The 18,354-nt window shown below is 37.7% G+C and carries 20 protein-coding genes and 1 pseudogene; 16 read left to right on the top strand and 5 right to left on the bottom strand.

Going from position 1 to position 18,354, the window contains the following annotated elements; translation table 11 throughout:
• Positions 1–41: 41 nt before the first annotated feature.
• The gene (locus DS745_RS01440) at positions 42–725 is read left to right on the top strand and encodes a peroxiredoxin (RefSeq protein ID WP_129076424.1); all 684 of its coding nucleotides are present in this window, start codon (positions 42–44) and stop codon (positions 723–725) included.
• A gap of 91 nt (positions 726–816) precedes the next feature.
• Entirely contained in the window at positions 817–1,959 is a 1,143-nt protein-coding gene (locus tag DS745_RS01445; RefSeq protein ID WP_129076425.1) for an alpha/beta hydrolase, read from the top strand.
• Between the two features lie 42 nt (positions 1,960–2,001).
• On the opposite strand, the gene DS745_RS01450 is transcribed toward DS745_RS01445, so the two are convergent.
• On the bottom strand, positions 2,002–3,381 hold the full coding sequence (locus tag DS745_RS01450) for an MATE family efflux transporter (RefSeq protein WP_129076426.1): 1,380 nt from the start codon (positions 3,379–3,381) through the stop codon (positions 2,002–2,004).
• Between the two features lie 105 nt (positions 3,382–3,486).
• Here DS745_RS01450 and uvsE point away from each other — a divergent pair, with 105 nt between their 5' ends.
• The 10 genes from uvsE to DS745_RS01500 all read left to right on the top strand — a co-directional run bounded on the left by uvsE (position 3,487) and on the right by DS745_RS01500 (position 11,699).
• Positions 3,487–4,380, top strand: coding sequence for a UV DNA damage repair endonuclease UvsE (gene uvsE / locus DS745_RS01455; RefSeq protein ID WP_129076427.1), 894 nt, complete (start codon positions 3,487–3,489; stop codon positions 4,378–4,380).
• Positions 4,381–4,442: 62 nt separating this feature from the next.
• Positions 4,443–5,597 carry an aminotransferase A gene (locus tag DS745_RS01460; protein WP_129076428.1) on the top strand — a complete coding sequence of 385 codons (1,155 nt, stop codon included), beginning with the start codon at positions 4,443–4,445 and terminating at the stop codon, positions 5,595–5,597.
• Positions 5,598–6,033: 436 nt separating this feature from the next.
• Positions 6,034–6,183, top strand: a complete 150-nt coding sequence (locus tag DS745_RS25070; RefSeq protein WP_241657686.1) for a YezD family protein — start codon at positions 6,034–6,036, stop codon at positions 6,181–6,183.
• A 43-nt stretch (positions 6,184–6,226) separates the two neighbouring features.
• Positions 6,227–7,846, top strand: a complete 1,620-nt coding sequence (locus DS745_RS01470; RefSeq protein WP_129076429.1) for a nitrite/sulfite reductase — start codon at positions 6,227–6,229, stop codon at positions 7,844–7,846.
• Positions 7,847–7,849: 3 nt separating this feature from the next.
• Entirely contained in the window at positions 7,850–8,053 is a 204-nt protein-coding gene (locus DS745_RS01475) for a DUF3906 family protein (RefSeq protein WP_129076430.1), read from the top strand.
• A 279-nt stretch (positions 8,054–8,332) separates the two neighbouring features.
• Positions 8,333–9,769 (top strand): uroporphyrinogen-III C-methyltransferase, encoded by a 1,437-nt coding sequence (gene cobA / locus DS745_RS01480; protein WP_129076431.1) that lies wholly within the window; start codon positions 8,333–8,335, stop codon positions 9,767–9,769.
• Between the two features lie 15 nt (positions 9,770–9,784).
• On the top strand, positions 9,785–10,507 hold the full coding sequence (locus DS745_RS01485; protein WP_129076432.1) for a sirohydrochlorin chelatase: 723 nt from the start codon (positions 9,785–9,787) through the stop codon (positions 10,505–10,507).
• Positions 10,508–10,608: 101 nt separating this feature from the next.
• Positions 10,609–10,848 (top strand): spore coat associated protein CotJA, encoded by a 240-nt coding sequence (locus DS745_RS01490; protein ID WP_129076433.1) that lies wholly within the window; start codon positions 10,609–10,611, stop codon positions 10,846–10,848.
• Positions 10,848–11,111 (top strand): spore coat protein CotJB, encoded by a 264-nt coding sequence (locus tag DS745_RS01495; RefSeq protein WP_129077000.1) that lies wholly within the window; start codon positions 10,848–10,850, stop codon positions 11,109–11,111. Before DS745_RS01490 ends, DS745_RS01495 begins: the two co-directional genes overlap by 1 nt.
• A gap of 18 nt (positions 11,112–11,129) precedes the next feature.
• Positions 11,130–11,699, top strand: coding sequence for a manganese catalase family protein (locus tag DS745_RS01500; RefSeq protein ID WP_129076434.1), 570 nt, complete (start codon positions 11,130–11,132; stop codon positions 11,697–11,699).
• Between the two features lie 292 nt (positions 11,700–11,991).
• On the opposite strand, the gene DS745_RS01505 is transcribed toward DS745_RS01500, so the two are convergent.
• Positions 11,992–13,014: a sodium-dependent bicarbonate transport family permease gene (locus tag DS745_RS01505; protein WP_129076435.1), complete on the bottom strand. Its 1,023-nt coding sequence runs from the start codon at positions 13,012–13,014 to the stop codon at positions 11,992–11,994.
• 99 nt (positions 13,015–13,113) lie between these two features.
• Positions 13,114–13,494, bottom strand: a complete 381-nt coding sequence (locus DS745_RS01510; protein WP_129076436.1) for a Na-translocating system protein MpsC family protein — start codon at positions 13,492–13,494, stop codon at positions 13,114–13,116.
• A gap of 357 nt (positions 13,495–13,851) precedes the next feature.
• On the opposite strand from DS745_RS01510, the pseudogene DS745_RS01515 reads away from it, so the two are divergent.
• Together DS745_RS01515 and DS745_RS01520 are read left to right on the top strand one after the other, a co-directional pair.
• Positions 13,852–14,580: pseudogene (locus DS745_RS01515) on the top strand (ZIP family metal transporter).
• A gap of 21 nt (positions 14,581–14,601) precedes the next feature.
• Entirely contained in the window at positions 14,602–15,060 is a 459-nt protein-coding gene (locus DS745_RS01520; protein WP_129076437.1) for a GNAT family N-acetyltransferase, read from the top strand.
• 393 nt (positions 15,061–15,453) lie between these two features.
• On the opposite strand, the gene DS745_RS01525 is transcribed toward DS745_RS01520, so the two are convergent.
• Together DS745_RS01525 and DS745_RS01530 are read right to left on the bottom strand one after the other, a co-directional pair.
• On the bottom strand, positions 15,454–15,798 hold the full coding sequence (locus tag DS745_RS01525; protein ID WP_129076438.1) for a DnaJ family domain-containing protein: 345 nt from the start codon (positions 15,796–15,798) through the stop codon (positions 15,454–15,456).
• A 110-nt stretch (positions 15,799–15,908) separates the two neighbouring features.
• Complete coding sequence (locus tag DS745_RS01530; RefSeq protein WP_129076439.1) at positions 15,909–17,093, bottom strand: class I SAM-dependent rRNA methyltransferase; 1,185 nt, start codon at positions 17,091–17,093, stop codon at positions 15,909–15,911.
• 160 nt (positions 17,094–17,253) lie between these two features.
• Here DS745_RS01530 and DS745_RS01535 point away from each other — a divergent pair, with 160 nt between their 5' ends.
• Together DS745_RS01535 and DS745_RS01540 are read left to right on the top strand one after the other, a co-directional pair.
• The gene (locus tag DS745_RS01535) at positions 17,254–17,454 is read left to right on the top strand and encodes a DUF6501 family protein (RefSeq protein ID WP_129076440.1); all 201 of its coding nucleotides are present in this window, start codon (positions 17,254–17,256) and stop codon (positions 17,452–17,454) included.
• Between the two features lie 48 nt (positions 17,455–17,502).
• On the top strand, positions 17,503–18,156 hold the full coding sequence (locus DS745_RS01540; RefSeq protein ID WP_129076441.1) for an oxidoreductase: 654 nt from the start codon (positions 17,503–17,505) through the stop codon (positions 18,154–18,156).
• The last annotated feature ends 198 nt before the right edge of the window (positions 18,157–18,354 follow it).

Genomic DNA, 18,354 nt, shown 5'->3' on the forward strand with positions numbered 1-18,354 from the left:
TAGGCGCATATCATAGTTGTGACTGAGAGGAGTTGTGGGAGATGAACGAAAAGGAAAACTGCCTTCCCTTAATTGGAGAAAGATTTCCGGAAGTGGAAGTAAGAACAACCTTAGGGAAAAAGAAACTTCCTAATGATTATGAAGGGAAGTGGTTTGTACTGTTTTCACATCCAGGAGATTTCACGCCTGTTTGCACAACCGAATTTATCGAGATCCAAAGAAAAAGCGACGAATTTAAAGCTCTAAATACAGAATTGATAGGCTTGTCTATCGATGGTGTGTTTTCTCATATGAAATGGATTGAATGGATTCGTGATCATTTCCATGTAACAATTGAATTCCCGATTATTGCAGATGAATTAGGTCAACTAGCGAAAAGGTTAGGGATGATTTCCCCAACAGTTGGTCCGTTAACTGTTCGCACTGTTTTTATTATTGACCCCAAGGGACGTATTCGGCTTATGATGCACTACCCACCAGAGGTAGGCAGAAATAGCGATGAACTAATTAGGGTCATACATGCACTTCAAGCCGCTACAGAACATAAAGTGGCGACACCAGCCAATTGGCCGAATAATGAGTACCTTGGTTCTCAAGTAATGGTTCCACCTCCTAGTAACTTTTATAGTGTTCAAAAAAGGTTGGAGGATGCAAAGTTAGGTAACCATCATTGTTTAGATTGGTGGTTCTGTTATAAATCATTAGAAAACAACGAGTCTGGTTGATGTAACCAACTCGTTGTTTTTGTTATTGTCATTGTTTTGGTGTTTTTTGAGAATACATAGGGAAACTATTTATTGGAAGGAGGCGTCAGTTTTGAAAATTTTTAAAAAGATAGTATCCATAATTGCAGCTTTAGTACTGATATTTACGAGTTATGTAATTGTTTCTGTCCATTATTGGTCAATTCGAGATGAAGGAAGACTGCCAGTAAAGACTGCCGTTATTCTCCATGCAGTCAATAATAACCTAATTACAACAGATATGAAGCCACCCAAATTCTTAACACAACCTAGGCCAGCAACATTTGCTCGAGAGGATATAGTAATCACTATTGCTGAAGAAGAGGAAATTCCTGTTCGAATTTATTATCCAAAGAGTGATGGCCCCCATCCAGTCATTTTATATTATCATGGTGGGGCTTTTATGGAAGGCTATGGAAATTTAGAAACACATGATAATGTCATTAGGGCCCTAGCGGTTCGGACTGACAGTGTCGTTATTGCTGTAAGCTATCGTCTAGCTCCAGTTCACGCGTTTCCAACCGCAGTTGACGATAGTTATCATGCCTTACTGTGGGCCGAGGCAAATGTAGAAAAATATAATGGTAATCCAAACCGAATGGCTGTCGTCGGGGATAGTGCCGGCGGCAATCTAGCAACAGCGGTAGCCTTGATGTCGAGGGATTTAGGAGGACCTGAGCTAGTTGGACAAGCGTTACTCTATCCGTTAACAACATTCCAAGACATGCCTTTACAGTCGCGTATTCTCTATGACAGTGGATATTACTTATTATCACGTAATGTCATGTATCGGGCTAGAGAATTATATACTCCAATGGAAGAGATGTGGCTAAGTCCTTACACATCCCCTTTAAATGCTGAAAACTTAGAGGGTTTACCTCCTACATTAATCATCACTGCAGAGTTTGATCCATTGCGGGATGAAGGAGAGTTATACGGGGTCCGGCTGGCAGAAGCTGGTGTTCCTGTTCAGCACCTGCATTACGAAGGCGTCATGCATGGTTTTATATCCTTTTACGAGATCATGCAATCAGGCCAACACGGGTTAGGTAAAACTGTTACTTTTTTGAAAGATGTTTTTAGAGAAGAGAAAGGCTTTCAAAGCGATCTCCAACAAACCGTTGTTTCACGTCCAGAGGGGTTTGAGAGGGTAAGGGACGTACTAGAGGCATATGCGATTGCGGTATTTCTCATTTATCAAGAGACCACCAGATAAAACTGTTTTTACAATAAAAAACACAAGGAAGTTATCCCTGTGTTAAGAAGGTATTTTCATTTCTAAATGAGAGACTGGCTTCATGTATCTCTTTTGGATCACACGCAAACGAATGAATAAGAAGATGGCTCCTGTTGCGAGTCCCATGATCAAGCCAATCCAATAGCCAAAAGCATTTAACTCAGTAAGAGTTGCTAGGGTATATCCCAGTGGTAAACCAATTACCCAGAATGATAGAACGGCAAGGAGAAATGTTACATTTACATCCTTATACCCTCTAAGTGCGCCTTGAAGTGGTGCACCAATTGCATCAGACATTTGAAAAAAGATCGCAAAGATTAAAAATTGTGAGATTAACTCTAACACAGCCGGTTCGTTTGTATAAAGCATACCAATATGTTTGTTAAATACAAGTAAGATAGCAGAACAGACAATTCCAAGTAAAGCTCCTAGACTAATTCCTAAATAGCTATAGCTTTTTGCATCTTTATAACGCTTAGCGCCTACCTCAAAGCCAATCGTAATCGTTAAGGCCATCGATATACTTAGTGGCAGCATATATAAGAATGATGCAAAGTTAATAGCAGCTTGGTGAGCAGCGATCGTAATTGTGCTGTACTTACTCATTAAAAGTGTAACAGCTGCAAATATACTGGTTTCACAAAACACAGCCAACCCACTTGGGACACCAATTTTTAAAATTTCCCTCCATGCTTGAAGAGAGACTTTAAACCAATTTCTGAAGATATTATATTCTGTGAAAGGGGTAATACGGTGGATAAAAAACACCGATAAACCAAAAATACACCAATAAGTAATTGAGGATGCGATACCAGCTCCGACCCCACCTAATTGTGGGAAACCTAGCTTTCCAAAGATCAAAATGTAGTTAAAGAAGATATTAATTGGCAAAGATAATAACGTAATAATCATGGTAACCCTAGTATGACCTAAGGCATCAATAAATGAGCGCAAGATCGTATAGCAAAATAACGGGAAAATCCCAAAAGCTAACGCTAATAAGTAATTTTTTGCTATGATTTGTACAGGAAGATCTAAATTCATAAATGTTAAGATTGGGTCTAAAAATAACACACCAAGGATGATCACTACTATGGCTAAAACAATAGATAAGTAGATTCCTTGGACGACTGTAAATGGGACAACTTTTTTATTTCCTGCCCCAATGTGTTGAGCAACAATTGGCGTAATGGCCATCAGTATCCCTGATAGTCCGGTAAAAATGGGAACCCATAGACTAGAACCTATCGCAACACCTGCTAAATCATTTGAACTAACATGACCACTCATGGTAGTGTCAAAGAAGTTCATCGAAAAGAGTGCGAATTGAGTAATTAAGATTGGTACTAATATATAGAGAAATTGTTTTGTTTTTTCTTTAAGTGTAAGGGTTTGTTTCATTATACCGCTTCTTTCTAATTGTCATATGAACGGAATTATATCAGAAAAGGATCGGGGGAGATAGTGTTTTATTTTCCCTAAAATATTATAACTGTGGGTGATGGTATGAAACTAGGCTACGCATGTCTAAATGTATCTCTTGCTTTAAAAATGAGAACATGCCGAATGAAAACGGTTGAAATAGAAGGCATGAAAAGAGTAAAAGAATTAACACTAGAAAATTTACAGAATGTCATAAATATCTTGAAGTGGAATCAGGAAAATCAGATTGACTTTTTTCGGGTAACTAGTGATATTGTCCCGTTTGGGAGTCATGAGATTTTAACGTGGGATTGGTGGAAAGACGAGGATGTTTTAGCTTTAACAGCTGAGATAAAGGAATATAAAGAAAAGCATCAGATGAGATTATCGGTACATCCTGGTCAGTATACAATTATTAATTCTCCCAACGAAAGTGTAGTGTCTAACGCTTTTCGCGACTTGGAATACCATTACAAATTTATAGATCTGATGGGTGGCACAGACATGGTCATTCATGTTGGTGGTGTATACGGAAATAAAGATGAGGCGAAAAAGAGGTTTATTGAAAATTATAAGAGGTTGTCTCCTGGGATTAAAGAAATGTTAATTTTAGAAAATGACGATAAATCCTTTCATGTACAAGATGTTTTGTCTATTTATGAAGAAGTTGGCGTTCCGGTTTGCTTTGATATTCACCACCATCGCTGCAACCCTTATGAAGAGGCTAGTATTGATGACTTATTAACACAGGTTGTATCATCGTGGCAAAATAAACGATTGCCAAAGATGCATATCAGTTCGGGACGAAACTCAAAAACAGATACTTCCCACCATGACTATATTTTAAAAGAAGATTTTGATGATTTTATTGAGCTGTTAGGAGATAGGGATGTCGATCTAATGTTTGAAGCAAAGAAGAAAGAGTTGGCGGTATTAAGAATTAGAGATGAACTAAATGAAAATAATTCCTTTTTATGAACGTTTTTTGCTAAAATACTGTTAATACATACATTTAGAACGTATATGAAAGGAAGAAATCCATGGAGCACTTAATTAATTCGCAAGTGAAAAATATCCAAATCTCTGGGATTCGTCAATTCTTTAATATGGTTGCACAATTTCCCGATGCCATTCAACTTACGATTGGTCAGCCAGATTTTCCAACCCCTGAGCATATTAAAGATGCCGGGAAAGAAGCTATTTCTCTAAATAAGACAGGCTATACGAAAAATGCGGGGTTAGATGAACTTTGCCTGGCAGCCACGAATTTTGTTCATACGAAATATAACCTAGATTACAATCCGAAAACAGAGGTAATTACGACAATTGGTGCAAGTCAGGGGATTGATATTGCCTTCCGGACAATATTAGAGGAAGGTTCAGAAGTAATACTGCCTGGACCTGTGTATCCAGCCTATGAACCAATTATTAAAATGTGCGGTGGAATTCCCATATATGCGGACACCCGCGACACTGGCTTTAAAATAACTGCAAAACAAATTGAAAGTTTGCTTACAGATAAAACAAGATGTGTGATGCTGCCTTATCCGTCAAACCCAACTGGGTGCATTTTAACCGAAGCAGAATTAGCTGAAATTGCAGCCGTTTTAGAAGACCGTCAGATATTTGTCATCTCTGATGAAATATATAGTGAGTTAGTTTACGGTCAAAAGCATTGTTCAATTGCAGTTTTTCAGGGTATGAAAGAAAAAACGATTATTATTAATGGATTATCCAAGTCCCATTCGATGACTGGTTGGCGAATCGGTTTTGTATTTGCACCTGAAAACATTACGAAACATATGTTGAAAGTTCACCAATACAATGTAAGCTGCGCAAGTGCTATCTCGCAATGGGCTGCTGTTCAGGCTTTAACAGAAGGGATAGATGACGCACTACCAATGCGGGCTGAATACGAAAAGCGTCGAGATTACGTTTACGAACGTTTACTAGCTATGGGAATTGAGGTTGTCAAACCTGAAGGGGCGTTTTACTTATTTCCTTCCATTGAAAAGTTTGGCTTAAGTTCTAATGAGTTTGCGACAAGACTTTTACAAGAAGGAAAAGTAGCTTGTGTACCAGGTTCTGCGTTTTCGACTTATGGTGAGGGTTACCTTCGGTTGTCTTATGCCTACAGTATGGAAATATTAGAAGAAGGCTGTAATCGTTTCGAAAAGTTCATTCAAAGTTTGTAAAATTAGAGGCAAGAAGGAGTGCGAGAAAAATTCGTACTCCTTTTGTTTTTTATAGTCTAGCTACAGCGAGGCTACTGCTTGAATTACTTCTTAGCTGCCTTGCGACGAGCAAACGTAGTGGCACAGGAGCAGCTTTTCAGCCCCTCGAGGTCAAATAACCTGCCAAGGAAAAAGGGCAGTTCACTTTTTCTTAGATAAAAAGTGAAAAACCGCACTTACTTGCTCCTGCGATTACTCGTCGCAAAGCTTGCAAAGAGGATTATTCCAGATGTTGCTTGTCAGAACATTTGCTTGTCGGGGCTAACCCGGGCGCTTGCGCTTTGTTCTTGACTTTCGCTCGATAGAGACTTAAAATATCATGTAATCATATAAAAAAACTAGGAATTAAAATAGACTGGTTTTTATCGGTACTGTCTAGGATGAAGGAGGAGTTGGTGTGGCTACTAATGATAAGCAAGAGTTAGAGCAAGTCTTTTCTAAATTACAAGAAATGCTAAAAGATATAAAATTTGGTTCAATTACGTTAATTATTCAAGATGGGAAAGTCATTCAGATTGAAAAGAATGAGAAACATCGTTTAAAATAGAAGTTATGCAAGAATAGTAGGTTCATAGTTTAGGAGGCGCAGTATGGCATACGAAAAGGTTTGGGCAAATGATGAGAAGTTAAGTAAAGAGGAAATTCATAAGTTAAAAAAAGATGGTTTAGACATACTAAATGATATAGATCGTTATGCAAAAGAAGGTTTTGCTTCGATTCCTCAAGAAGATTGGGGACATTTTAAATGGGCTGGACTTTACTTGCAAAAGCCAAAAGAAGCTGGGTATTTTATGATGCGTGTTAATATTCCAACAGGAATTATTACGAACGAGCAAGCGATAGCCTTGGCTAATATCGGGAAAGATTATGGTCGAGATGTCATTGATATTACGACTCGTCAAGCAATTCAGTATCACTGGTTAACAATCGAACAACTTCCAGATATCTATAGACGTCTTGGTGAAGTTGGGCTTTCATCAATTGGTGCCTGTGGTGATATCCCAAGAACGATTGTTGGGAATCCCTTAGCAGGTATTGACCGTAATGAACTAATGGATACGAGAGAAATTGTGAATGATGTGTATCACTTCTTCCAAAGAAACAGTGATTTCTCAAACTTACCACGTAAGTTTAAAATGTCGATTTCTTCTAACACACAGAATGCAGGACATGACCTTATTAACTGTTTAGCATTTACTCCAGCGGCAAAAGTAATAGATGGCGAAGAGAAAATTGGTTTCCACGTTAAAGTAGGTGGTGGACTTTCTGCAAAGCCATATTTAGCTGAAGAGTTAGATGTATTTGTTCTCCCAGAAGATGTGAAAGATGTAGCGATTGCTATTACAACTGTCTACCGTGATTACGGATATCGCGAAAAGCGTCATCGTGCACGTCTAAAATTCTTAGTAGCTGATTGGGGTAAAGATAAATTCCGTGAAAAACTAATTGAAGTATACGGAAAAGAACTACCTACAAAAGGTGAAGATAAAATTGAAAACTGGAACGCTGGTTATTTTTACGGAGTTCATCCACAGAAACAAGAAGGCTTGAGCTATGCTGGATTTAACGTTCCTGTTGGACGTATGGATTCTGAGCAACTATTACAACTTGCTGATGTAGCAAAAAGATATGGTAACGGTGAAATTAGAACATGTAACTCACAGAATGTTGTTATTCCGAACGTTCCAAATGACAAAGTAGAAGAGCTTTTAGCGGAGCCTGTTTTTGAGAAAATTACAATTCAGCCAAATAGCTTTATTGGATATTCTGTATCGTGTACAGGAATTGAGTACTGTAATTTGGCGTTGGTTGAAACAAAAGAAAAAACACGTAGACTTGCTGAGTACCTAGACGAACATATTCAACTAGATGTACCAGTTCGTATTCACATGGTTGGTTGTCCGAATTCGTGTGGTCAGCGTCAGATTGCAGACGTTGGGTTACAAGGTGTTCTAATGAAAACAAAAGAAGCAGGCATGGTAGAAGCATTTGAAATTTATGTTGGTGGAACACTAGAAAAAGATCATGCTCAATTTAACGAAAAATTAAAAGGTCGTGTGAAAGCAGAAGATTTAGAGTCTGTATTAAAGAATTTATTTGCATTCTTTAAAGAAGAAAAAGTAGTTGGTGAGGACTTCTACAATTTTGTTCAACGTGTAGGAGTAGAAACTCTTCAAGGAGAATTAGACAAAATCCTAGTGGAGGCTTAATAAATGAATTTATACCACTTTAAGGTGCTTATTACAGAATTTAATGAAATTACCGTTGTTGTGGCAGCGGAGAATGATGAACAAGCATTTAAACGAGCCGAAATCGAAGTCGAAGCAAGCTTCTTAAAGTTACCTGAGATAAAGGAAATTGTTCTAACGGAACGTAAAAAAATTAGTAACAAAGGTACTGCTTTCGTAGTGAAATAACTACGAAAGAGTACCTTTACTCTTATGAAAAGGCTCTTTTCGTAAACATTGCTCCTGCGGTTACTCGTCGCACAAAAAAATTGTTGCTTTTCACCCTAAAATAATTGGAAAAGTACCCTGATTAAGATATCAGCTAATAAATTTCGTAAGAAAAGAGCAATACTTACTAAATTAGTTATGAATTCTTAGTATTTTGTGTAAAAATCCGGCTTTTGGGATTTTTACGAAAGCAACAAACTTTGCGAAAACAGTCTATTAAAAAAGCGGAGGTGACGTGCCATGACTAAAAAAGGATTTGTATATCTCGTTGGAGCGGGGCCAGGGGATGAAAAGCTTATTACTGTGAAAGGCCTTGAAGCATTAAGACAAGCAGAAGTTGTTCTCTATGACCGCTTAGTTAACCCTTTGCTGTTGCAAGAGGTAGACGCAAATACTGAATTAATTTATTGTGGCAAGTTACCAGACCGTCATATTGTAAGACAAGAAAACATTAATGAGCTTTTAGTTGAAAAAGCGAAGGAAGGTAAGCTTGTCGTGCGGTTAAAAGGCGGCGATCCTGGAGTTTTTGGTAGAGTTGGCGAAGAAGCGCTAGCTCTTAAGCAAGAGAACATTGGTTATGAAATTGTTCCTGGAATAACGTCAGGGATTGCAGCTGCGGCGTATGCAGGCATTCCAGTTACACATAGGGAATATGGCACAAGTTTTACTGTCATTACTGGTCATGATAAATCTTCGGAAGGAAAACCACTCATTAATTGGCAAGCACTTGCTCAAGGCAGTGATACGATTGCTTTTTATATGGGGGTGAAAAATCTTCCGTACATTTGTGATAACTTAGTACAAAATGGGAAAGCGTCGGATACGAAGGTAGCTGTTATTCAATGGGGAACGACTAGTCAGCAGAAAGTAGTTGAAGGAACATTGGATACAATTGTTGGGGAAGTTGAGAGACATAACATCAGCAATCCAGCTATTACACTCGTAGGGAATATTGTGGCTCTTCGTAAACAGTTAAAGTGGTTTGAAGATAAGCCGTTGTTTAGGAGAAAAATTATTTTCCCAAATGCTTCAAGCGAACAAGTAGCAACTCTAAAAAATAGTGGTGCGGAAGTGCTTGCTTACCCAAGACAGTACTTGGTACAGATGCTAGAACAGGATACTCTGCGTAAGGTAGTTACCTATGAAGATATACTCTTTACTACTAAAGAGAGTGTCTCGTTATTTTTTGAAGGCCTCCAAGCATTGAAAATTGATATACGTTTGCTAAAAGCAAGCCTATACTATACATGTGAAGAAATTGGTCGTCTTTTGAAACAACGAGGATTATTCGCTGAAAAATCTTTATCTTTTACACATCAGTTGACGGTTGGTACGGTGCAAGATGAAGAATTGTATCAAGGGGATTATTTAGCTACACATCTCATGAAAAATCACGAACCTGTTTCAGTAGCTTTTAAGCGAATGGTTGAAGAAAACGGATTTAACACAGTTATTTTTTCTGACGTAAGTTCTGTAAAAGCTTTTATCGAACAAGTCCCGAAAGACGGGAATGATCCTTTTGCACTAATGGAGCAGTGCCAAGTGATCTGTTTAACTGAAGAAGCTAATCAAGCAGCCATTCATTATCAAATCCCTGTGACTAATTTTGAAAAGAATTTTAGTGAAGTAGATCTTCCTCAATTACTTTTACAAAATGTTGAAATAGCTATAATTTAACTGAGGGGAGATTTCATGAGAGCGGTATTATTTGTTGGTCATGGTAGTCGTAGTAAGCGTTCAAATGAACAATTTATTCAATTTGCAAATGCGGTAGGAGCTAGCTGCAAGGCACCATTGTTTCGTTATGCGTTCCTCGAGCTAGCTGATCCATCTATTTTAGATGAGATAAAGGTTTGCGTAGAAAAGGGAGCAACCGAAATTATCGTTTTTCCACTATTACTCTTTACTGCTGGGCATGCAAAAGTTGATATTCCAAATGAGATTGATAAAGGGAAAGTCTTATTTCCAGATGTAACCTTTACGATGGAAAAGCCGCTAGGTATTCAAGAGGTGCTTATCTCCATTTTGGAAAAGCGTTTAAGTGAAAAAAATTATATAAATCAACAGAATTCCCTGGTCATTTTAGTAGGAAGAGGTAGTAATGACGAATCTGCTATTAATGACTTCGAAAAAGTTGGAGAACTGTTGAGGGAAAGACTTCATACATCTCATGTGAGAACGAGCTACCTAGTAGGTGGGCATACTTCATTTGAGGACTCAATCCGACAAGCGCACGAATCTAGTTATGAGAACATTTATGTCTTACCATATTTACTTTTTAAAGGTGTGCTTTTAACACAAATGGAGGTTTTTGTACGGAAGCTGAACGATGAACGCTTTAGTATGTGTCAATCCATTGGTGCAGATGAAACTGTTGTAAACTTAGTAAGCACAATTATAAATCATGAAATCTAGCTAAGGCCATTTTAGAGCCTTAGTTTTTTTATGTTCTAAAATTCTTTCTTTTATCATAAGTACTATTGGTGTAAAAAATGGGTAAAGGGAGGAACGACTACATGCAAAATTACACACCAAGAAAATGTTACACCCCTTATGTCAGTCCATTTGATCCGTGTCCACCACAGAAGGTTAAGTCATACGAAACACCACCACATTTGTATATGGCTTTTCAACCCTATGGGCTACCGCAGTTTTCACCTAGGGAAGCACTATGCGCCGGAACATTATGGCCAGCGCTTTACGACCCGTACTATAGTCCTTATAAACCACATCAAAGGCAGGAGGAAGATGAGTGATGCATAAACAGCTTCCAAAAGAATTTTATCCACTCATGCAGGAACTCCAAGCAGTAGACTTTGTGTTAGTAGAGTTAACTTTATATTTAGATACCCATCCTAATGACCAGGAAGCAATACAACAGTTTAACCAATATGCCCAGGTAAGACAGCAATTGAGGCACCAGGTTGAACAAATCTATGGCCCGTTACAGCAATATGGGAATAGCTACAGTGGTTACCCTTGGAACTGGAACGACGGACCATGGCCATGGCAAATATAGGTAAGGAGGGGATGAAAGATGTGGATATATGAGAAGAAGCTACAGTATCCTGTAAAGGTAAGTCAGTGTAATCCGATGCTGGCTAAATTTTTAATAGAACAATACGGGGGCGCAGATGGAGAGCTAGCTGCAGCTCTTCGATACTTAAACCAACGCTATACAATCCCTGATAAAGTAGTTGGACTATTAACTGATATAGGTACGGAAGAGTTTGCTCACCTAGAAATGATCGCAACGATGATTTATAAACTAACAAAAGACGCAACTCCAGAACAAATGAAGGCGGCAGGACTAGGTGATCATTATGCGAATCACGATAAAGCCCTGTTTTATCAAAATGCAGCCGGTGATCCTTGGACAGCAACCTATATTCAAGCGAAAGGAGATCCAATTGCGGATTTATACGAAGACATTGCAGCTGAAGAAAAAGCTCGGGCAACGTATCAATGGTTAATAGATTTATCTGATGACCCAGATATAAACGATAGTTTACGGTTTTTAAGAGAAAGAGAGATCGTTCACTCGTTAAGGTTTAGAGAAGCAGTGGAAATTCTAAAAGAAGAGCAAGGAAAGAAGAAATTCTTTTAACTGAGGGGAGGGGCAGTGCGTTTGCACGGCCCTTTTATTATGAACATTAGCTTATTTTATTTAGTTGAAGGTTAATTCAATCATTTGAGTAGGTTATTCTATCAATTGGAGTGATTATTCTATCATATGGTGCTGTTATTCGATCAATTGAGCGCTATTCTATCATTTGAGAAGATTATTCAATCATATGAATAAGTTATTCGATCATTTGCCACTGCTATTCTATCAATTCAAGGCACTATTCTATCAATTCCTAGTATCAAAAAAAGTTACCCATCTAAGGGCAACCTTATTAGAAAAACCAGCTAGCTATTGTGTAGTAAAGAGGGATACCTAGCGTTAAATTTAATGGAAAGGTAATCCCTAAAGCCAAGCCTAAATAAATGGATGGATCTGCTTCTGGGACAGATGTGCGCAGGGCTGCGGGTGCGGCAATATAAGAAGCACTTGCGGCAAGCACCCCCATAAGTGTTGCTCCACCTAATGATAATCCTACGAGTACACCAACTGCCGCTCCTATAGCTCCATAAAAAATTGGCATAACCATTGCGAAGGCTAGTAGCTTGAGGCCGTGTCGACGAACGACTGCTAAACGTTTTCCTGCCATTAATCCCATATTTAATAGGAACAATATTAAAACGCTTTGATATAAGTCAATAAACAGTGGTTTGATAATTGGTAACCCGTTCTGCCCAACGATTAGGCCGATGAACAAGCTTCCTACAAGTAATAAAATACTCTTTCCGAAAAAGCTTTCCTTCAGCACGTCTACATTAATAAATGAAAATGGATTTTGTGCGACAAAGCCCACATTTCTTAGTGAGGGCGAATGAGTTGTTGGTGAAGATTGTTTCTTCTCAATGATCCCTAGCAAAAGAAGGGCAACAAGTATGCCTGGAATTTCCATCACAACCACCATGGCGTTCATGAAGCTCTCATACGAAATAGCTAGGTTATCTAAAAATGTGATCGCTGCTCCGTAAGTCACGATACTAACTGAACCGTATGTTGCAGCTAAACCGATAGCGTTTTTTACATCCATTTTGAGGAAATTCCGAAGTACATAGAACGTGACAAGTGGAATAAGTGTCCCTAACAATATCGTTCCCATAATCGGTTTCGTTACGGTCGCTAATGAATAGTTTGATAGCTCAATGCCTCCCTTTAAGCCAATAGCGATTAATAGATATATACTTAATCCTTCACCTAATCCTTTTGGTAAATGAAAATCAGTGCTAACAATGGCAGCGATAATTCCTAAGATGAAAAAAAGGATCGCTGGTGATAACAAGTTTTGTAAAATCATATCGAACATGCTAATTCCTCCTTAAGTAATAAAAAGAGGCCAACGAAGAGTGTTTTCCTCGTTGGCCTCTGGCGTACTCACTTCTAGTGATTACGATAGCAACCTAATTTAATCAGCTAATTTTTTATCTAAGTTTTCCTTTAAAATGAAGATAATGATCCGTTCACCATTTCTAGTACTAATGTCAGTGTGAAAGCTTTCTACTGTTTCGCCTGTGATAGAATGAATCATGTCCTTTAATTGTTGGTTTCCTGTTTCAATTAGATCAGCACGAATTTTTTTTATAGAAAGAAGTCCTGTTTCAGTCTTAGTCAGTTCTTGTTCAGCAGGGGTCAAAATCCCTTTTAAGTGAACAATGATCAAATTACGTAGAATATCTGTTTTTACTTGAAGAGGTCCTCGACCAAGGTATTCCTTTTCCCATTGTGTAATGGTTTTACTTATTTCTGCTTCGAGTTGTCCCTTTTTTTGAAAAGTAGCCTTTTCCATCTATATTCCCCCTTTTTTCATAGAGTAAGTACATAAATATACAATATAAAAAATAAAAAGTATATTCCGAACGTACGTAAAGACGGGAATATACCGGTTAAATGTAAATCAATGAATAGGTTTGAGAGCAGAGATTGTCCTTGTACCACTGCCATTTTACGTAGCATTAATCTAAGGCTAATCTTTCACAACCGTTCATGTATTTATTACACGGTCAATATTTAGTTACTCTTGATTATAAAGATGCAAAAGAATGATGTCAATATTTTCTTTTATTCAATAAAAATAAGTATATATAGACAAAATAACAAGTATAAAATATTATATGAAGTAAATCTTCAATCTTATGGAGGCAATATGGGAGAATTTTTAGTTGCTAGTATCCTTTCCGCTTTAGCGACCGGTATCGGTGCTTTACCTGTCTTATTTTTTCAAAAAGCAACACATCGGTGGCGTGATATTTTATTAGCATTTACGGCAGGAGTTATGGTTGCGGCTGCAACATTTGAATTAATACCAGAAGCTCTTGAAATGTCAAATATCTTAATTATGTCCATAGGAGTTTTACTGGGTGTTCTCGTCTTAACGTTGTTAGAGCGAACGATCCCCCATATAGATCTAGGTCATAATAAGCAGAAGATAAATTTTGATCAAAAGTCAATTTTAATTATTGCTGCAATTACTCTACATAACCTTCCAGAAGGACTTTCGGTTGGTGTCAGTTACGGAAGTGGTGTAGAAGGGCTTGGTCCAGTGATTGCAATTGCGATAGGTCTGCAAAATGCACCAGAAGGCCTTTTAATTGCATTGTTTTTAGTTCAACAGCAAGTAAGCAAATGAAAAGCATTTATTCTAGCTACGTTAACAGGTGCGGTAGAAATTGTGACAGCCATTATAGGCTTTTTCCTGACGGCATATGTTTCAGGGATTGTGCCACTTGGGTTAGCGTTTGCGGCAGGTTCAATGCTTTATATCGTATACAAGGAAATCATACCAGAAAGTCACGGTGATGGGCACGCCTTGAGTGCTACCTATTCATTTGTCTTTGGGTTGTTAGCGATGATTTTTTTAACAAGTATTTTCTAGACTAGAATGGTGTAATAAATAATGGAGTCTATCTCATTTGAACAAGCGACAGATGAAACGTTATACATCGTAATGGAAATGGTAAATTCTAATCCAGAGTATAATCTTTTGCGGCATGGAAAAGAAGCGATAACACTAGAAGAAGTAAAACAGGAGTTCATCAATGAACATACAAAAAGCTTATTCATTAAGCTTGATGATACGTATATTGGAACAATAAACTACCTCCCAATGCATCCCAAGGATCAATGTCCGTGGTTAAATGAATTTATCATTCATAGGGATTATCAGGGGTTTGGTTTCGGAAGTCAGTCATACGAATTATTTGAAAAACAGCTTGATATTAAGAAGATCCGAAGTGGTCTCGTAAAAAATAATCTCACTGGAAAGCACTTTTTAGAGATAAAAGGATATGAGTTAATCTATTCTTTTATTAACCAAGGTTTAGAAATCGATGTATATGAAAGGCTCTTTTCGTAAACTTTGTGGCTATTACTACAAAATGCTTCGTTTTGAATAAGTGTTTTGTTAGTTACTAAGCTTTTAGGTTAGAAAAGATGCCCCGCGGAACCTTGTGCAATGGGTATATTGCTTAATTTAAGGCTGTTTTCGCAAAGTTTGTTGCTTTCGTAAAAATCCCAAAAACCGGATTTTTACACAAAATACTTAGAATTCACAACTAATTTAGTAAGTAGTGCTCTTTTCTTACATAATTTATTGGATGATATTTCCATATAGGGTATTTTTTCGATTGTTTTAGGGGGAAAAAGCCACAATGTTTACGAAAAGAGCCTAATTTAAAAAACAACAATTTATGCGAACACAGCCTTATGAAAAAGAGACTGCTTAGGTGAAATGTAAGCAGTCTTCATTTTATTCCCAACGTTTCATCTGGTTAGGAATATCGTCAATAGAGATAAGCATTTTTTGCATAGGAGGAGGGCAACTAGAATTATATTTTTTCACAAGGATATTTATTTCTTCAACTTCTTGGGTGATTTTTTCGTTATGTAGAGCACGGTTTTCTAACAAAGGTAATACTTTAGCCAATCGATCACGAATTTGTTGTTGAAGACCTACCCAACCAGGGCGATAGCCTGCGTTTTTTACAGTTCTATCAAGTACGTCTCCTTCTAACACCTCACGTGATAGGGGCTTTCCCATTCCTTTTAAAGGTACGTCTTTGTTAATTAAATCGCCTAACCAGTCTCTAGACATATACTATCCCTCCATAAGGTGAATTGTTTTACTTCTAGTTTAACATACATAGCCAAACTCGTAGCTGAAAAGAAAAAAACAGACGGTTTTGTAACCGCCTGTTACTATGTCTATTTTCTAGATGTAACTTCATAAATAGCGTATTTTAAATAATCCCCTTCATCAGCACCAAGTAGTCTAGGATGGTCAACTCCAGCTCCGCTCCAATGGATTTTACGCAAAATCTTCTGGGCATCAAAGGCAGCATCTTGAACCATTTGGATAAACATATCAGGATGAACATGGTAAGAGCAGCTGGCTGTTACGAAATAGCCACCTTCTTTTACAAGCTTTAATCCACTCAAGTTGACGTCCTTATAACCGTGATAGGCTTTTTCAACAGCGTTACGAGATTTGGCAAAGGCAGGTGGGTCAATAATTACTACATCCCACTTTTTCCCGTCTCTAACAGCTTCTCTTAAGTAGTCAAAAGCATTAGCAACAACGAAATCAATGTTTTCATTAAAATCGTTTAACTCGGCATTTCTTCTAGCTGTGTTGATGGCATGTTCGGAAATATCAACTGCCGTCACATGCTTTGCCCCGTATAAATAAGCGTTTAACATAAATGACCCAGTGTGTGTAAAGCAATCTAAAACTGTCGCATCTGGTGAAATTAAAGGCTTAATTGCTGCGCGATTTTCTCTTTGATCAAAGAAAAAGCCAGTTTTCTGTCCGCCTTCAATGTCGACGATGTATTTTACACCGTTCTCTTCTATTTCAATTTCAGTAGGAGACTCGCCCCACCAAAATCCTTTTCCTTGCTCTAAACCTTCTAACTCACGAACATATACATCGTTTCGTAAATAAATGGCTTTTGGATCAAACACCTCTAGAAGTCCTTTTAAGATCCAATCTTTACGAACTTCTATTCCTAGTGAAACAATTTGCACAACCAAGACGTCCTCGTATTTATCTACAACTAATCCTGGCAGGAAATCTGCTTCACCGTAAATAGCTCGACATGAACGAGCCTCAGGTATAAAGCGCTGGCGATGCTGCCATGCCTTACGAATTTTCTCAATAAAAAACTGTTCATTTATTTCTTCATCATGGTACGTTAAAAGACGTACGATCATTTGTGATTTTGGGTTTATGTAACCTTTACCTAATAACAACTTCTGGTGGTTGTAGACTTCAACGATATCACCTGGCTCATAGGATCCTATGATGGTAGCTACCTCATTTTGATAGATCCAAGGATGGCCTTCTTCTAAACGCTTTCGGCGCTGTTTGTTTAAAATCACTTTTGCCACGTTCTCAACTCCGTTTTTTCTAAAAATACGATCATTTATAAATTCTAGTATAACCATATCATCATACAGAAATAAGGTTTTCTTGGCAATCATCACCACTATGTTAATTGTTTTTCGTTTATGATAAGATAAATAATCATATAAAGTAGGAGTGAGTTACATGATTCATACCAAATGGCAGAATAGCCCAACGATTAAAACAGTTAAATGCGTACATACAAATGCCAAGAAATATACAGTAAGCTCTGCATTAACTGAAGGAAAGATGTATGAAGTGAAAAACGAGACAGAGGAATTTATCTTTGTTATTGATAACACAGGAAAAGTAGGAGCTTATTACAAAGAGTATTTTGAAGGATAAGGTGGTTTTTACCACCTTATTTTTCGTCATTGCTGGAGGGGGTTGTAAATGAAGTCAGTATTAATTATCGGAGCTACGGGGTTAGTCGGTGGTCATCTATTAGATCGTCTATTACAGAGTGGGGATTATGGAAGGGTTGTTACGGTAACTCGTAGACCACTGGAAATAATTCACGATAAACTTGAACAACACGTAATTAACTTTGATGAATTAGCACAACATCAAGACATCTTTGCAGTTGATACTGTATTTTGCACGCTTGGAACAACAATGAAACAGGCTAAAACCAAAGAGCAGTTTGTAAAGGTAGATTTTGATTATCCATTACAAGTAGCGAAATTAGCCAAAGAAAAAAAGGTTAATCAATTTTTTATTGTGACGGCAATGGGGGCTAACCAGCATTCGCGTTTCTTTTATAACCAAGTAAAGGGAAATGTAGAAGCTGCTATTCAAGAGCTATCTATTCCAGTGCTTTACATTATAAGGCCGTCCTTATTGTTAGGTGACAGAAATGAAGCAAGGTTTGGCGAAGATCTCGGTCAAAAAGTAACAAAAGTCATCCCCTATTTATTTAAAGGTCCTTTACAAAGGTTTAAGCCAAATGAAGCATCTTCAGTAGCCAGTGCAATGCTAAATCTCTCGCTAAAAAACGAAGAAGGAACTCACGTAATAGAGTCAAAAATGATAGAACAATACAAATGAGGAAATAGCTGCGTGCTGTTTCTTTTTTTTAGGCTCTTTTCGTAAACATTGCTCCTGCGGTTACTCGTCGCACAAAAAAACTGTGGCTTTTTTATCCTAAAATAAACGGAAAAATACCCTAGATGAAGATATCAGCCAATAAATTATGTAAGAAAAGAGCATTACTTACTAAATTAGTAGTAAATTCTTAGTAATTTG

The sequence above is a fragment of the Anaerobacillus alkaliphilus genome, from assembly GCF_004116265.1.
GTDB classification, from domain to species: domain Bacteria; phylum Bacillota; class Bacilli; order Bacillales; family Anaerobacillaceae; genus Anaerobacillus; species Anaerobacillus alkaliphilus.

Excerpts from the sequence above, each read along its gene's own strand:
- DS745_RS01440 (WP_129076424.1), top strand. The coding sequence starts at position 42 with ATGAACGAAAAGGAAAACTGCCTTCCCTTAATTGGAGAAAGATTTCCG.
- DS745_RS01450 (WP_129076426.1), bottom strand. The coding sequence starts at position 3,381 with ATGAAACAAACCCTTACACTTAAAGAAAAAACAAAACAATTTCTCTAT.
- uvsE (WP_129076427.1), top strand. The coding sequence starts at position 3,487 with ATGAAACTAGGCTACGCATGTCTAAATGTATCTCTTGCTTTAAAAATG.
- DS745_RS01460 (WP_129076428.1), top strand. The coding sequence starts at position 4,443 with ATGGAGCACTTAATTAATTCGCAAGTGAAAAATATCCAAATCTCTGGG.
- DS745_RS01470 (WP_129076429.1), top strand. The coding sequence starts at position 6,227 with ATGGCATACGAAAAGGTTTGGGCAAATGATGAGAAGTTAAGTAAAGAG.
- DS745_RS01475 (WP_129076430.1), top strand. The coding sequence starts at position 7,850 with ATGAATTTATACCACTTTAAGGTGCTTATTACAGAATTTAATGAAATT.
- cobA (WP_129076431.1), top strand. The coding sequence starts at position 8,333 with ATGACTAAAAAAGGATTTGTATATCTCGTTGGAGCGGGGCCAGGGGAT.
- DS745_RS01485 (WP_129076432.1), top strand. The coding sequence starts at position 9,785 with ATGAGAGCGGTATTATTTGTTGGTCATGGTAGTCGTAGTAAGCGTTCA.
- DS745_RS01490 (WP_129076433.1), top strand. The coding sequence starts at position 10,609 with ATGCAAAATTACACACCAAGAAAATGTTACACCCCTTATGTCAGTCCA.
- DS745_RS01495 (WP_129077000.1), top strand. The coding sequence starts at position 10,848 with ATGCATAAACAGCTTCCAAAAGAATTTTATCCACTCATGCAGGAACTC.
- DS745_RS01500 (WP_129076434.1), top strand. The coding sequence starts at position 11,130 with ATGTGGATATATGAGAAGAAGCTACAGTATCCTGTAAAGGTAAGTCAG.
- DS745_RS01505 (WP_129076435.1), bottom strand. The coding sequence starts at position 13,014 with ATGTTCGATATGATTTTACAAAACTTGTTATCACCAGCGATCCTTTTT.
- DS745_RS01510 (WP_129076436.1), bottom strand. The coding sequence starts at position 13,494 with ATGGAAAAGGCTACTTTTCAAAAAAAGGGACAACTCGAAGCAGAAATA.
- DS745_RS01520 (WP_129076437.1), top strand. The coding sequence starts at position 14,602 with ATGGAGTCTATCTCATTTGAACAAGCGACAGATGAAACGTTATACATC.
- DS745_RS01525 (WP_129076438.1), bottom strand. The coding sequence starts at position 15,798 with ATGTCTAGAGACTGGTTAGGCGATTTAATTAACAAAGACGTACCTTTA.
- DS745_RS01535 (WP_129076440.1), top strand. The coding sequence starts at position 17,254 with ATGATTCATACCAAATGGCAGAATAGCCCAACGATTAAAACAGTTAAA.
- DS745_RS01540 (WP_129076441.1), top strand. The coding sequence starts at position 17,503 with ATGAAGTCAGTATTAATTATCGGAGCTACGGGGTTAGTCGGTGGTCAT.